Here is a 14,028-nt window from a genome sequence, read left to right on the forward strand (position 1 = left end):
TCCAGAACTACCGTAGATTGCCTTGTACATGACACAACGCTAAGTCGCAGAATCTATCTTATGGAACTAACTTATTGATATTGTTTGACTATTGCCCAGCTGCGGTCTCCTCTAGCAACTCCGCGTCGATCTCGGCCGGCTCAAACAATGTGATACCCGGAAATGGCGCTTCCTCAAGCGTCTGAGGGGCTCATAGGGGATTGCTTTCTGGTCGACCAAGCTGTGCAGGTTCCCCACCTCGCTTTGCGCAGGTGCCGAGCTAGACTAGCCAGTTGGTCAGCCGACAAGGCCGCGGACTGTCATCATCACGAGAATCCGATGCGGGCAATGCCGCGCTGGCCCAGCCGTGAGACACCTCCACCTCGGCCACAGCGGGTTATCAAAAAATGGTTCTTCGCACTGCACTCAAATTGTTCGCATTTGCGAACAACTGTGGCAAATACATCGCCTAACAAAGCAAACAGGAGGGAGGATAGCGAGTGAGCGCAACCGGGAAGAATCTGGCACCGACGCCGCCGCAGGTGGCGAAGATGAAGGGCGGAGCCCCGCTCGTTTGCCTGACGGCCTACACGACGCCGATGGCGAAGATTGTCGACGCGCATTGTGACGTGGTGCTGGTGGGCGACAGTGTCGGTATGGTGCTGCACGGCCTGCCGTCCACGCTCGGCGTCACGCTCGACATGATGATCATGCACGGCCGCGCCGTTCGCCGCGGCGTTGAGCGCGCGCTCATGGTGGTGGACATGCCCTTCGGCTCCTACGAGGAGAGCCCCGAGCAGGCGTTCCGCAACGCCGCCCGCCTCATGGCCGAGACGGGAAGCGCGGCCGTCAAACTCGAAGGCGGCGAGCCGATCGCCGGGACTGTCCGGTTCCTCGCGGCGCGGGGCGTGCCGGTCATGGCGCATGTCGGCCTCACCCCGCAATCCGTCAACGCCTTCGGCGGCTACGCCGTGCAGGGCTGCGGCGAGGACGGCCAGCGCGTGGCGCGCGATGCGGCCGCAGTGGCCGAGGCCGGCGCTTTCGCAGTCGTTCTCGAGAAGGTGCCAGAGGCGCTCGCTCGCCGCATCACCGGGGAGATCGTCGTGCCGACGATAGGCATCGGCGCCTCGCCAGCCTGCGACGGCCAGATCCTCGTCGTGGACGACATGCTGGGAGCCTTCACCGATTTCCGCCCAAAGTTTGTCCGGCGCTATGCCGAACTGGGCGCGGAAGCCGACAAAGCGGTCGCCGCCTTTGCCGCGGACGTGCGGGCGCGCCGGTTCCCCGCCGCAGAGCATGTGTTCGGCGACGAGCCCAAGGCCGTCGCAAAGGGAGGCGAAGCATGAGTGTGCCCATCGTCCGCACTCTGGCCGAGCTTCGCTCCACAGTCGCCGGCTGGCGGCGCGAGGGCGCGGCCGTCGCGGTCGTGCCGACAATGGGCGCGCTGCACGAGGGGCATCTGAGCCTCGTGCGCGCCGCGTTCGGCAGGGCCGACCGGGTCGTCATCACGCTGTTCGTCAACCCGAAGCAGTTCAACAGCGCGGCGGATCTCGCCGCCTATCCCCGCACCGAGGCCGACGACGCGGCCAAGCTCGCACCGCTGGGCGCGCATATGCTCTACGCGCCCAATGCGGAGGAGATCTATCCAGAATGCTTCTCCACGACGGTCTCGGTTGCCGGCGTCAGCGAGGGGCTGTGCGGCGCGTTCCGGCCAGGCCATTTCGACGGGGTCGCGACCGTCGTGGCGAAGCTCTTTCTTCAGACCGGCGCCGACCTGGCCTTCTTCGGCGAGAAGGATTTCCAGCAACTCCACGTGGTCCGCCGCATGGCGCAGGATCTCGATATCCCAATCGAAATCGTCGCCTGCCCCACTGTGCGCGAAGCCGATGGGCTCGCGCTCTCGTCTCGCAACGTCCGGCTGTCGTCGGCCGAGCGGGCGAAGGCACCGAAGCTTGCCGAGGTGCTTGCCATGGCCTCGGAGCGCTTAGTCTCTGGCAGCCCCGTGATGGCGACGCTGGGCCAAGCTAGAACCGCGATTGCCGCAGCCGGTTTCGACAGTGTCGAATACCTCGAGTTGCGCGCGGAAGACGATCTTGCGCCGCTCGACGCGCTGGACCGCCCCGCCCGCTTGCTTGTCGCTGCCTGGCTCGGCGAAACGCGTCTCATCGACAACCTCGCAGTTACCTCCCCGGAAAGAATGATATTGTCGCCGCGGAGTGAGAAGGCGTCTTAGCTGGCCTCGGCCTCAACGATCTCCGACTGGTCCGGAACTGTCTCGTCGAAAACCCGTGCCCAGCTGTTCGCCCGTGCCCGCTGTCTCCCGGGTTTGGCCGGCGCTTCTACGAGTGTCTTCAATTTCCGGGCAGCCTTTGCGAAACGCGCGTCGACCATGTCGGGTGTTCGTCGTACCGAAGCAATCAGCGATGATGTCGCTCCGGCTGCTGAGGTTTGGGTATCGTTTCCCCCTTCTAGTGTGCTTTGCATCGTCGACAGTTTTCGAACGGGACGCTTTGCCGTTTCGTTTCCTGGTCCTTTCTGTTCCACCGATCTCAAGTAGTCGACATCTTCGCCAGCATAATCAGGCATCGTCGCCGGCACCGGTCGTTGCGGGAGGAACTCGGTTGCGGGAACTTCCGGCAAGTGGGCCTGTGAGAACCTTTCCATCTCCCGGAACGGCGCCGTCTGAAAAAACCACAGCTTGTCGGCGAAGATCGGCCCCTGCCCTTCGGCCAGGATGACCATCTTGTCTACAGGCATCTGACGCACCTCCTGTGGCATCATCAGGTCGCGCTCCCTCAGCTGCTCGATCTTGGTGCGGCGATGCAGGCCCATCAGCTCGATCGTGCGGGACTCGGTCTTGTATCGGACGGTCCGCTTGCCCAGGCCCTTGGATACGGTCTCCGCCGTCACCTGGTCGTTGGCGCCGAGGACGAGCTGGTAGCCGCAGTTGCCCATTAACGAGTACCGGGATGTCTCACCATAGATCTCGTCCAGGTTCTTCAGGTCCTGAATGACGAATGCCATCTTCACGTTGTAGCCAGCCACGTAGGGCAGCTTGGTCGTGATCTCGTTCATCTTCTTCAACTGACGGAACTCGTCGAGCAGGAAGTAGACCGGGATCGAGCGCTCCGCATGCTCGAGCATCAGCACGTCGAGAGTCTGCTGCACGAACAATGCGAGCAGCGGCCGTAGCAGCGTGATGTCGGTGACGTTGGGCGCGAGATAGATCGAGATTGGGCGGCGCTTCAGAGCGCGCAGGTCCATGTCGGTCACCGATGTCGCTGCCACGACACGCTCATTACGGAACGGCCGCAGCGCTTTCTGGATATCGAGGAGCGCAGAAGCGGCGGCGCGCTCGGACAGGGCGATGTAAGCGTTGAAGCTCTCCATCGTGAAGCGAGACAGGTAGGGTTCCCGCTCCTTGATCATCGTCATCATCGCCTGGAGGTTTGCGCCACTGTTGAAGAATGACGTGACCTCGCCGAGGGTCCGGTGTCCTTTGTAGTGGACGCTTTCGTTGATGTAGCTGATCGCACCGGCGATGACCTGCTGGGCGGTGGCCTGCCAGATCGAATTCTCGGATTCGGTAACTTCCGGGACGAGGATCGCGGCGATGTTCTGGATGTCCGTGGTGCGGTCGCCGCGATCTGGCCGGATGAAGTCGAGCGGGTTGTAACGGTGCGTTCTTTCCGATCCCGGTGCGAACAGGAAAACCTGGTTGCCTTTCGACTTGCGATAGCCTGCGGTGCTCCGGAAGATCTCGCCCTTCAAATCGGTGACGATCATCGAGCCTTCATGCGAAAGCGCGTTCGGAACGACGTAGCAGGCCCCCTTCCCCGAGCGTGTCGGCCCGATGATCAGGTGGTGCCGATCATCGTCGACGCGAAGGAGCTGGCACCCGAACCGGCCCAGGATTTTGCCCTTCTTCCTGAACCAACCGGCTCGTCGGAGTGTCATTATCGTCTGGAATCGGGCGTCACCGAGGGGGCTCGCATTCGGCCGAAGGCCTGCATACGCGACGATCCCCGCGACAGTAGCCGCAGGGATCAGAGCGCCAAGCGCCACAACGCGCAGGACGCTGCTGTCACCATAGGTGAGAAGCTGCTGGAACGGTGCAAACGGATTTGAGGTGATGGTTGCCTGCAGGATCCGACCATCGCCATATAGCACCTGCAACCCGAAACCATAGGCCAACAACCAGACGGCAAAGGCGACGGTCAAGCAAAAGCCGAAATAGAAGACGCGGAGCGACCCGGTCATAGCGTATCCGTCCGCCCGCGGGCAAAAAAGATTTCGGAGACGCCGCGCCGGCCCCCTTCCCTGCGCAGCTGGATCACGATCGGGATGACGCTCTGGATGTAGGAGATCAGATCCGCCTTCGGGTAGGCCGCCGACAATCCCGACTGCATAACCATCATGGCAAGCTGCTCATAGGCGCCCAGCGGCGTGTCCGCGTGGACAGTCGACATCGAGCCTGGGTGACCGGTATTGATTGCACGGAGGAACGCAAACGCCTCCGATCCCCTGACCTCCCCGACAAAGAGCCGGTCTGGTCGCATGCGTAGCGAAGCTTCGAGCAGGGACTGGATCGTCACGCTGGCCGTTCCCTGGTCGCCGTGGGACGCTAGCAGATGTACCGCGTTGTTCTGAGGCGGGAAGAGCTCCCGCGTATCCTCCAACGTGATGATCCGCTCATGCGGGTCGACCGATTTGAGGCAGGCATTGAGGAACGTCGTCTTGCCGCTCGACGTGCCGCCGCTGATCAGGATGGACACGCGATTGACGATGGCCGTTCGAATAAAACCGTAAATGTCCTTGGCTGAGAGCTGTTCGATCAAGGCTTCATCGGTCTCGCTTAAGCCGCCGACGGCGACCGTCACCTGATCGAGCGATCCCTGGTCACGATAGTCGTCGAGGGTGAAGTTGCTGATGACCTGCTTGCGGATCGATAGCGTGCCGCCATCGGGTGCCGCAGGTGGCAAGACGACCTGAATCCGCTCGCCGGTGGGCAGTGCGGCACTGAGGATAGGATTTGCCGGGCTGACGAACTGGTTTGTACTCGCCGCGACGCGTTCGCCGATATTGACGATCTCGGCCGTCGTTAGGAGCGGGATTTCGTGAAGTTCCATATGGGCGGTGCCGAGACGCTCGACGTAGACCTGACCCGGTCGGTTGACCGAGATTTCGACGACATCGCGATCGTTGAGGAACGCATTCAGAGGAGCGAGCGCCCGATAGAGAAAATAGTGCCGATTGTCGGCGGCAAGCTCAGTTGAGACCGCGTTCACGACGGATCTCCTTTAGCGTCTCGGTGACGGGATTCTCGTACATGGCGGAAAAATCGAGGTCCTGCCGAACGAAGACAAAGATGCGCTCGCCCTGGCTGACGCTGATCGTCGGCGGAATTCGCAAGGAATCTTCCAATGCCTGGTTGGCCATGTCCGAAAAAGTCTGCGCGAGCGTCTCGCGGGCCAGTTCCTCTGCGTTCTGGGCATCGTCGCTATCTCCGGCCGCCGCTTCACGGCCATAGCCGGTGAGGTAGCTGGCGCCAGCACCGACGATCGAGAGCAGAATGGCCGCTCCAAAGCGCTCGCGGAACTTCTTGTCGACGCGCCCGGTCAGGCCGGCACGGCCCAGACTGTCGGCGCCGATCGAGTTCAGCCGGACCGATACGCCGTCATCGCGCAGCATGCGGGTCCAGACCACAAAAATTCGCGTCTGGCCGCGCGTGATTTCGGACTGGTACTCGCCAATGAGGCGGGTGCCGGTTGGGATCAGAATGCGTCGGCCGTCGAAGGAGTAGACGTCCTGCGAGACGATCGCTCTCACCTGGCCCGGCAGATCGCTGACGATTGCCGTCTCGAGAATACCGGGGATTAGCGTGCCTTCCGGTACAAGCGCATCGATGCGTTCGATCTTTCTTGCCTTAGCGCCCCGGTCACCAATGCTGGATGCCGCGGCCAGGAACTTGCTGCTGCGATCCTCACCGGCGACGGTGAGCCCCGGTCCTTCGTTCCCCGTCAAGCTGCCTTGCCCGTTGGCCGTTGCATTATCGATTACGACCAATTTCGAGCGAAAACGCTCGGGAAATTCTTCAGCCGGGGCTTCGACAACTTCCGGCGGCGAGGGTGTGCCGGGAACAGGCGGTGGTGGAACCTCGAACTCGGTCGTGTCGGGTTCTTCGGCCGGAGGGGGAGGCGGCGGTGGCGGCGGAACCTGGACGATCTCCGGCTCCGGCGGTTCCGGCTCGCCCTCCCGCACGAAGGACGGAGGACGGAACGTCGTGGTGGTGAACTCCTCGTCGCCCTCGAGCATATCGCGAACCGGAGGTTGCCGGCCGGCAAGAACCATATATCCGGCGACTAGGCCCAGGAGGACGAGAACCGCACCGCCGACCAGGTGCTTGCGACGAACGGAGTTGTCGGCAATGACGGGATCGTCGCCCTGACCGAGAGCCTCGAGTTCGGGTGAACGCTTCATCAGTTTCCGCTCCGACGCCGGCGTTTTGCCTTGTCATCTTCGACCGGCCCGAGGATTGCGGCGTCGGGTGCCGCGAAATCCGGCTTTCTGAGGTTGAAGATGCAGATCCATTGATCGCCATCCCGCAAGGTAAACTGCGTCGCCGTCCCGACGACGACGATGTACTCCCCTTCCCTGCGGAAGTTTCGGAGCGTTTCGGAGAAATCCGAGTTGACCGCGAAAATCGCGGGCACTTGGTCGTCGAACTTGAAGAAGGTCTTGTTGCCGTCATCAAAAACCATGAGCGGCTTCAGCCGGGCATCACCGGAGAACGAATAGTCGATGTTGACGTTTGCCTTGTCGATGCCCGAGATGTTCGGCCAGGCAGCTCGTTGTTCGGCCTCCTGGCGCAAGGCGGCGTTGAGGTTTTTCTCTGGATAGTGGAAGCGGATTCCGAAAACCTTGCGGCCGGCCTCGGGCGCGAAATCGTGCAGTTCGAGATAGTAGATGCGCTTGTCGGTGACGACGTTCATGTTCGTCACCACGTCCTTGGCGATCGGCTTGACGAACAGGATGTTGCCCTTCTCGGCTGGGACGACCTGCCAGCTTTCCGTGTCGCCGAGCGAGATCGTTTCGAACTTCTCGTCCTCGTCGAAGATGATCATGGTCGAGATGCCGTAGGTCGCGAAAACCTGGACGACGTTGTTCTCCTGATAGGTGACGCTGGTGACCCGTGGGTCGAGGGAACCGCCCTTCGGCGTCTGCGCGGCCATCGCGGGCCACAGCGCGCCGTACAGAATGAGAGCAGCCGTCCAGCAGCGGCCCCTCACTGCGTCTCTCCGGGCGTGACCGTTTCCTGATCCCGGCGGTAGGAATAGACTTGGAAGCCGAGTGGGTTCTCGAAGCGCCATTCGTTGCGAACCGGCGTGTCGGTATAGCGGAAGCGCACGACGGAGATCCAATGACGGACGATCGATTCCGTGTCGCTGCGTTCGTTGGTGGAGAACCTGACGATCGCCGTGCTGGTGTTCGGGAAAGTCACGGACTTGATCTCGACGAGGACCCGCTTCAGCCGGCCATAAACCTTTGTGGGGTTCTGCGCGTTGGCCGCGCTGTACAGAGTCTGCAGCTCGCGTGCCGCCTCGTCTGCGGAGAGGAGCGCCGCGATACCAAAATTCTCGGTAATGGCGTATGGATCGTAGCCTTCGCGGGCCCGGATGTAACGCACGACGTTGGCCTGCGTGACCGCTTGTTGCTCGGTGAGATTGGCCGGCCGTGTCAGGCCGGACTTCACCTCGATGTAGCCCGTGGTCTGGTCGACCGTGACGACGTAGGGCTCGAAGCTCTTCAGAGGCAGCATCAGCACTACGGCAAGCAGGCTGAGCAGGGCTATTCCGGCAAAGACGATCGAAAAGAACCAGGCGACGCGCGCCGAGCGCTTCGCCCGCTTGATGATCTCCTGCTCCCAGATATCGCCTTGCTGGAAATAGGACCGCAGCGCGGATTCTGACTTGTCTGCCATCCCTACCCTTTTCGTGTTGTTCGGGATCCAACATCAACCTGGCGTCATCTGCCGAGGCGTTCCGTTGGACCTGATCGCCCGCTGCATGGAGGCGCCGGCGCCATCTTGCCGCGGTGAGTGAAGTCGAGCCTGGACACGATGGACGGCTGCCTGCGTCTGGCGCGCAGACTGGCCGATCGCTTCCCGCCCGAGATAGACGCCGCGATAGGTGTGCCGGCGCGACTCGTGACCGATGGCGGTCGCAAACGCCCCAACGATGCCTTGCGCCAAAGACTGCACTTGGAAAAGCACGAACGCACCGGCGATGCACAACATGATAAAGGCAGCGAAGTCGCTTAACTTAAGCTCGCGATCGCCGGAGATGCTGTCGATCGTCGTCAGTTCCGGCTCCATCGCCGCGATCAGGAATGCGGCGATCACGTAGACGAACAAAGGAATCATTGCATAGAGCAGCGACTGATTGAGCCAGCCAACTGCGTAGTTGCGTGTCGAATCGAAGAAGAAGCAAGAGATGAATATGGGTGCGGTACCGAGAAGAACCCAAAGTATCACCTTTGCAAGAACCAGAATCCCCAAGGCGATTGCAACGAAGATGCCTGCGAACAGCATAATGACGATGCCGATCAAAGCGGGCAGGACGGAGAGATAACCCGCCTGCTCCGAGAAGGTCGCGGCGGCGACGTTAGCGGTTTCCCAGATTTGCGACAGCCCGTTGGTGGGTTCGGTCACGCCCGTGCCGGACGCCGCCAGAATGGCGCGGCCGGCCGCTTCCGGCACCGTGGTCAGCCAGTCGTAGACAAGATCGTTGAAGTTCGACCAGGTGCCGACAAGCACGAGGATGACGAAAACACGCACCAGCCGGCCGACGATCTCGGCAACGCTGAGGCGTGACGTGCCGAGGAAAAGCTGCACCCCATAGAACAGGACCGCAAGGACGAAGAGCAAGCGAAGCAGCGGCTCGAGATCCTGGCTCAGCGCCTCGTAGGCGCTTTGCGAGAAATTCTGCCCCGATGCGTCGATCCGATCCAGCAGTTCGCCAATGAAGTCGTCCACCGCCCTGCCCTATTCTTCTTCCGCGGACGCCAGATCCTGGATCGCCGCCAATGCCGCAGCCCTGTCCGCATTGACCGAGAACATCGGCCCGCATTCTTCCCCCATGCTGGCATAGCTCGACAAATTGGCCGGTCGTTTGCACGGCGCCGTCTTCTCGCGCGGTGTGCCGCAACCGCTACCGAGAACGGCCAGTGCGAACATCAGAGCGGTCGAGATGCACAGCCGCCCTCTCATTCGTAGCGCAGCGCCTTTTTGGTGTTCGACATGTCGGTCAGCTTGCGCTGGTTTTCGGCGTGCAACGACTGCACACCGGCGTTCAGCACGCCGATCATCTCGTTGAGCGTGAGCCCGGTCTGGACCTGCAGCTGCGTGTTCTGGTCGATCGACCCCTTGATGTCCTCGGCTTTGCCGATGTCGTCGCCGGCGGTTTCGAGGGCGGAGCGCCGCGTTTCGACCGCAGCTTGAGATCCCGTGATCAGCGCCGAGACGCCCATGACCGTCTTCATCAGCTCCTCATAGGATTTGTCGCTGGCAAGCGAGCTGTCGCTTTTCCCGGACAAGGATCGCACGAGCTGAAGTCCATTGATGAAGAGCGTGGCGGCTTCCACGACCTTGGGATTGAGCGATCCAAAGTCGGCGATCCCGCCCTTCAAAATACTGTCGAAGGAGGGCATCGACGAGACGCTAAAACCGTTGCCAATCGCGATATCCTTCAGAGGACCAGCGTCGCCGCCGCGGTCGCCGGTTACGGCCTGCAGGGTTTCCTCAACCGTTGTGAGGATTTCCTTGTTCGTATCGAGGATCTTGCCGGTCTTTTCGGCCGTGTCCCGGGCGACCGCGTAGTTGGTCTTGTCGATGACCGGGATATCGGCTGCGGCCGGCGCGATGCCTGCGCCGACTAAGCCCAAGATTACCAATGAACGTTTCATGTCGATCTCCGTCACTGAGTCTCGAGAAGCAGTTCCGTCTGCGCATCGATGCGCTGGACACATGCCTTTGCGTCGGCATCCCAGACGAAGCCCTCGCGGTCGTCGCAGAAGCCGGCCACCGGCCGATCGTCTTCATCGGTCCCCGTCTCGTATCGGGTCGATCGGTTGGTGCCGGATAGGCCGCCGAGCGTCATGGCATTGGTGGAATTGGCGAGATCGGCGAACGCCGTGGAGAGCAGGATCAGCCGATTGATGAGCTCGATGTTCGCATTGCGGGCACCCGAATTGTGATCCCAGCTGTCCTGGATCGTGCCAGCTCCCATGTCGCCCAGTTGCCTCAGCCAGGACGTGACATCGCCAGAACCGTCCCCGATCGCCGCGGACAGGCCCATTGCGTTCATGGTGCTCGTTCGAGCGCCCTCGTAGGCGCCGCCACCGCCATAGTTGAGCGGAATGCCGGACTTGTCCGAACCCCCGAATGCCGGGAGCCATTTTTGGGTTATGTTGGCGACATAGCCCTGCGTCTCTTTGAACGGCGGGATGCCACCATATTTGTTCACGTTGCCCGCGCCGGCATTGTAGGCAGCAAGCGCCAGCGAGACATTGCCGTTGTACTTTCGAAGCTGCTGCTTGTAGTAGCGCGCGCCGCCACGCAGGTTCTGCTCGATATTGTAGGGATCGACGCCGAGATCGCCCGCGGTTCCCGGCATCAGCTGGGCAAGGCCGACGGCGCCGATTGGAGATTTGGCACAGGGGTTGAAGCGGCTCTCCTGGTAGACGAGCGCCAGGAACTGGTTTTCGTCGACGCCCTCCTCGCGTGCGATCCGGCGGACCAGCCAGGCAATCGCCGGATTGGCGTTCGCCGCGGCGACCGGATCATCCTTTCGGCCTAGCCGGTACATCGAGCAGGTCACGCTCTGGTTGTTGACGTAGCGCTCCTCGTCGACCTTCTCGATCTCGCCGGTTTTCTGGTCGCGATCCTCGCGCTCATCGAGCACGGTGCGGTCGATGGTGGGGATATCTGCAAAAGCAGGCGATGCTGCAAAGACCAGAAGAATGGAAAGACGTCTGATCACGCCGCTCGCTCCCACCCGCAGAACACAGGCAACCAGTTCGCCGGATCGTCACCGACCTCCGCGCGAAGTGCTGCACAGTGCTCGATCGTCTCCTTACGGCCGGACATCACGCGTACGAGATCCGGCATGGAGGTGAGGTCGAGCCTGGCGATGACGGAGTCGTTGCCGTGCTTGATCAAAAATGTCCGCCGCTCGGGCGGAGTGTTGCGAATGAAGGCGTACTCCTTGGCGGTCAGTCCGAAGCGCCGGATGTAGCTTTCTTCGTCCGCACGCGGATTGGGGAAGTGCAGATTGGTCGCGGACTGCTCGATCAGCGTGTGCGATTGCGGCGAGCGCGCAATATCGGCGGCCGATTGGGTCCCAAACCCGACGATCCCGTTAAGCTTACGGATCGTCTTCATCTTGTCGACGATGTAGCTGGAAAAGACCGGATCCTGCAGAAGCTTCCAGCCCTCATCCATAAAAATGAGCACGGGCTCGCCAGTAAGCAGTTCGTCCAGCCGGTGGTAGAGGTACATCAGCGCCGGCGTGCGTACCTCTGCGTTGTCGAGGATGTGCGTCATGTCGAAGCCGAAAATTCGGCGGCCCGAGAACGACAAGACGTCCTGCGGCGCATTGAACAGCCAGGCCTTCTCGCCCTCGAACCATGGACGCAGACGTGACTGGAGATCGTTGGCGTCGGAGCGCGCGCGACCCATCAACAGACCGGAAAGATTGGCAAGCGTGCGCTGTTCGACCGGCTCCTGGCATATGCGGCCGATCGCCCGCTCCAGCGTATCCTCTTCCTCCTGGCTGAAACCGTGGCCGTCGGCCGGATCGAGCATGGCCTTGAGCAGGCGGTGCAGGAACTCGCGATTGGTCGCGTTGTTCTCGAGCTGCAGCGGATTGAAGCCGGTCGCGATGCCGGGCTGGAGCACCTCATAGTCGCCACCCACGGCACGAATGAAGATCTCGGCGCCACGGTCCTTGTCGAAGAAGACGGCTCGCGGCTCAGGCGAGATCCGAAAGGCCTGCGCGAGCAGGAAGGTCAGCGCCACGGTCTTGCCTGACCCGGTCGGGCCGGTGACCAAAAAATGGCCGATATCGCGCTCGTGAAAATTGAACCAGTAGGGAGTCTGCGATGTCGTCTCGAGGATCGAAATCGGCAGTCCCCAGTGGTAGCCACGACCCGAACCGGTGGCGAAATTGTGCAGGGACGAGAAGCCGGAAAAATTCGCGCTCGACAGCATGCAGGAACGCGCGATGTAGGCATGGTTGCCCGGCAGCTGTGCCCAGAACGAGGCCTCCATGTTGAGGTCCTCGCGCAGCCAGTTGATGTTCATGTCGGTGAGACAGGAGCCGAGTTCAGCGACGGCCTTGTCGAGGCCAACGAGGCCGCGCGACAGGCACAACAGGCTGAAATGGTGATAGCCGAAGACGGCTTCCTGGTTGAGCAGGCTGTTCAGCGCGAAATCGATATCGGTCTCGACCGTGCTGCCCGATTCGTCCGACGCGTGGATCTGGCGCTGCAGCCGCGAAATGCGCTCCTGCGCGATCGGCTTGTCGGCAAGTGTGAACGACTGGGTGCAGATGAACTCGTGGTTCATCTGCAGTAGCCCATCGAGCATCCCGGGCCCGGAGAATGGAGGATACTCCTTGATCGACAGCATCGCGCCGAAACGATTCTCGGCTTCCGTCGGACCTTGTGCCTGCAATGTCCGCTTCGAGAAATGCAGACGCGACGTACCGACATAGCTGCGGATGCCCATGCGGGGCAGGCGCATCTCGCGCGCGACGCCGCAGGTCAGCAGCGTGTTGATGAAGGCGCAGGGCTCCGAGTACGGCTCGCCATCGCGGTAGACGACGCCAAGCGGACGCGCGCCGTACTTTTGCAATTCGCGCGTGACGTTACCGACGATCTCTTCGAGCTCGTTGATGCGTTCGTGCAGTCGCTGCTCAAGGACTTCTCTGCCGGAGGAGCGATCAAGCAGTCGCGAAAAACCTTCGGCGGCGCCGAGCGCGCCACGCATGCCGGAGCGGACGATCGTGAGGTTGAGCTCGTTGGTGAACATGCGCTTCTCGCGCAGTGATGCCATGTAGCGGGTGTTCAGGAGATCGCAGAACGGGTCCGAGAAGGTCCCCCCGATCGAGGGCTTGACCTCCTTGCGGATCACCGTCGACCAGAGCGAATAGCGGCTCGACCCGAGCGCACGGATCAACGTGTTCTGGACGGCCGCGCGCATGTTGAGCTCGGCCTGATCCTCCGTCTGAAAGAAGAGGCCATCCAGCTTGATCACTGAGAGGATCGCACCGCTTTCGAGCCCGATGACGGTGTCGGCGACATGGCGCAGATACGGAATGTGGGTCGACATAAGCCGCTCCCGCCGGCGGTCAGGTCCAAATCCAAGCTCTTCGGCGACGACTTTCAACATGATCACGGCCCGTACGAGTTGGTGCGCCAGAAGAGTCGGTTCGGCGTACGCGGTGTGCGGCGGCCGACAACCTGGGCGAGATCGAGAATCCGGATATCGCGGCTGCAGGAGGCGAAGAGAGCGAGATAGATCAGTGGTGCGATCAGCGCCGCCCAGAAGCTCGTGCTCACCAGGAAGGCGATGAGCGTGAAGCCGACGATGATGTAGAAAGCATTGAGCGGGATCCCCCACATCATGGGCGGTCGGGTAAGGCCGATCACGAGCGGGGTCAGATGGGGCTTTTCGTCGGTGAACTCGACCATGACTCAGTTCCCCACGGCCGCGATCATCTCGTCGACGATCGCCGGCGCGCCAAAGACAAGGCCGATGCCGAGCACCACCGCACCGGCGGTGAACCACGAGAGACGGCCGGCGAAGGCAAGGAAGCCGAGGGCGATGACCGCGATGATGGCGAGTAGCCGGCCGAACGGCCCGGTGATGAAATCCACGATCATCTGGACCGCGGTTTCCAGCGGCGCAAAGGCGCCGGAGGATTGAGCGAATGCGGGCTCCGCAAACACCAGACAGATGGTCAGCATCGTGGCGAACGCAATCGGAAC

Annotated in this window: 14 protein-coding genes; 2 read left to right on the forward strand and 12 right to left on the reverse strand. The window is 61.8% G+C overall.

Features of this window, described 5'->3' with window-relative positions; genetic code table 11:
• Window positions 1-479: 479 nt before the first annotated feature.
• A complete protein-coding gene (gene panB / locus M9924_20770) occupies window positions 480-1,325 on the forward strand; it encodes a 3-methyl-2-oxobutanoate hydroxymethyltransferase (GenBank protein MCO5066811.1) in 846 nt (281 codons plus the stop codon).
• On the forward strand, window positions 1,322-2,212 hold the full coding sequence (gene panC / locus M9924_20775) for a pantoate--beta-alanine ligase (protein MCO5066812.1): 891 nt from the start codon (window positions 1,322-1,324) through the stop codon (window positions 2,210-2,212). The genes panB and panC overlap by 4 nt, the downstream gene beginning before the upstream one ends.
• Here panC and M9924_20780 read toward each other — a convergent pair.
• Genes M9924_20780 through M9924_20835 form a run of 12 tightly spaced genes read right to left on the reverse strand, consistent with a single transcriptional unit; the run spans window position 2,209 to window position 14,007 of the window.
• A complete protein-coding gene (locus M9924_20780) occupies window positions 2,209-4,239 on the reverse strand; it encodes a type IV secretory system conjugative DNA transfer family protein (protein MCO5066813.1) in 2,031 nt (676 codons plus the stop codon). The genes panC and M9924_20780 overlap by 4 nt on opposite strands.
• Complete coding sequence (virB11, locus tag M9924_20785) at window positions 4,236-5,267, reverse strand: P-type DNA transfer ATPase VirB11 (GenBank protein ID MCO5066814.1); 1,032 nt, start codon at window positions 5,265-5,267, stop codon at window positions 4,236-4,238. Before virB11 ends, M9924_20780 begins: the two co-directional genes overlap by 4 nt.
• The gene (virB10, locus tag M9924_20790; protein ID MCO5066815.1) at window positions 5,248-6,459 is read right to left on the reverse strand and encodes a type IV secretion system protein VirB10; all 1,212 of its coding nucleotides are present in this window, start codon (window positions 6,457-6,459) and stop codon (window positions 5,248-5,250) included. The genes virB11 and virB10 overlap by 20 nt, the downstream gene beginning before the upstream one ends.
• Window positions 6,459-7,211, reverse strand: coding sequence for a TrbG/VirB9 family P-type conjugative transfer protein (locus M9924_20795; GenBank protein ID MCO5066816.1), 753 nt, complete (start codon window positions 7,209-7,211; stop codon window positions 6,459-6,461). Before M9924_20795 ends, virB10 begins: the two co-directional genes overlap by 1 nt.
• Before the next feature lie 53 nt (window positions 7,212-7,264).
• Window positions 7,265-7,960 carry a VirB8/TrbF family protein gene (locus M9924_20800; protein ID MCO5066817.1) on the reverse strand — a complete coding sequence of 232 codons (696 nt, stop codon included), beginning with the start codon at window positions 7,958-7,960 and terminating at the stop codon, window positions 7,265-7,267.
• Window positions 7,961-7,993: 33 nt separating this feature from the next.
• Window positions 7,994-9,013 (reverse strand): type IV secretion system protein, encoded by a 1,020-nt coding sequence (locus M9924_20805; GenBank protein ID MCO5066818.1) that lies wholly within the window; start codon window positions 9,011-9,013, stop codon window positions 7,994-7,996.
• A gap of 9 nt (window positions 9,014-9,022) precedes the next feature.
• Entirely contained in the window at window positions 9,023-9,214 is a 192-nt protein-coding gene (locus M9924_20810) for a hypothetical protein (protein ID MCO5066819.1), read from the reverse strand.
• Window positions 9,215-9,243: 29 nt separating this feature from the next.
• On the reverse strand, window positions 9,244-9,942 hold the full coding sequence (locus tag M9924_20815; protein ID MCO5066820.1) for a type IV secretion system protein: 699 nt from the start codon (window positions 9,940-9,942) through the stop codon (window positions 9,244-9,246).
• Between the two features lie 11 nt (window positions 9,943-9,953).
• On the reverse strand, window positions 9,954-11,018 hold the full coding sequence (locus tag M9924_20820) for a lytic transglycosylase domain-containing protein (GenBank protein ID MCO5066821.1): 1,065 nt from the start codon (window positions 11,016-11,018) through the stop codon (window positions 9,954-9,956).
• Window positions 11,015-13,429 (reverse strand): VirB4 family type IV secretion/conjugal transfer ATPase, encoded by a 2,415-nt coding sequence (locus tag M9924_20825; protein MCO5066822.1) that lies wholly within the window; start codon window positions 13,427-13,429, stop codon window positions 11,015-11,017. The genes M9924_20820 and M9924_20825 overlap by 4 nt, the downstream gene beginning before the upstream one ends.
• A 2-nt stretch (window positions 13,430-13,431) precedes the next feature.
• Window positions 13,432-13,731 carry a VirB3 family type IV secretion system protein gene (locus M9924_20830; protein MCO5066823.1) on the reverse strand — a complete coding sequence of 100 codons (300 nt, stop codon included), beginning with the start codon at window positions 13,729-13,731 and terminating at the stop codon, window positions 13,432-13,434.
• Between the two features lie 3 nt (window positions 13,732-13,734).
• Complete coding sequence (locus M9924_20835) at window positions 13,735-14,007, reverse strand: TrbC/VirB2 family protein (protein ID MCO5066824.1); 273 nt, start codon at window positions 14,005-14,007, stop codon at window positions 13,735-13,737.
• Between the last annotated feature and the right edge of the window lie 21 nt (window positions 14,008-14,028).

The organism is Rhizobiaceae bacterium, assembly GCA_023953835.1.
Taxonomy (GTDB): domain Bacteria; phylum Pseudomonadota; class Alphaproteobacteria; order Rhizobiales; family Rhizobiaceae; genus Mesorhizobium_G.

Bases quoted from the DNA above. Each gene is read 5' to 3' on its own strand.
- panC (MCO5066812.1), top strand. From the start codon at position 1,322: ATGAGTGTGCCCATCGTCCGCACTCTGGCCGAGCTTCGCTCCACAGTC.
- M9924_20780 (MCO5066813.1), bottom strand. From the start codon at position 4,239: ATGACCGGGTCGCTCCGCGTCTTCTATTTCGGCTTTTGCTTGACCGTC.
- virB10 (MCO5066815.1), bottom strand. From the start codon at position 6,459: ATGAAGCGTTCACCCGAACTCGAGGCTCTCGGTCAGGGCGACGATCCC.
- M9924_20795 (MCO5066816.1), bottom strand. From the start codon at position 7,211: ATGGCCGCGCAGACGCCGAAGGGCGGTTCCCTCGACCCACGGGTCACC.
- M9924_20800 (MCO5066817.1), bottom strand. From the start codon at position 7,960: ATGGCAGACAAGTCAGAATCCGCGCTGCGGTCCTATTTCCAGCAAGGC.
- M9924_20810 (MCO5066819.1), bottom strand. From the start codon at position 9,214: ATGTTCGCACTGGCCGTTCTCGGTAGCGGTTGCGGCACACCGCGCGAG.
- M9924_20815 (MCO5066820.1), bottom strand. From the start codon at position 9,942: ATGAAACGTTCATTGGTAATCTTGGGCTTAGTCGGCGCAGGCATCGCG.
- M9924_20825 (MCO5066822.1), bottom strand. From the start codon at position 13,429: ATGTTGAAAGTCGTCGCCGAAGAGCTTGGATTTGGACCTGACCGCCGG.
- M9924_20830 (MCO5066823.1), bottom strand. From the start codon at position 13,731: ATGGTCGAGTTCACCGACGAAAAGCCCCATCTGACCCCGCTCGTGATC.
- M9924_20835 (MCO5066824.1), bottom strand. From the start codon at position 14,007: ATGCTGACCATCTGTCTGGTGTTTGCGGAGCCCGCATTCGCTCAATCC.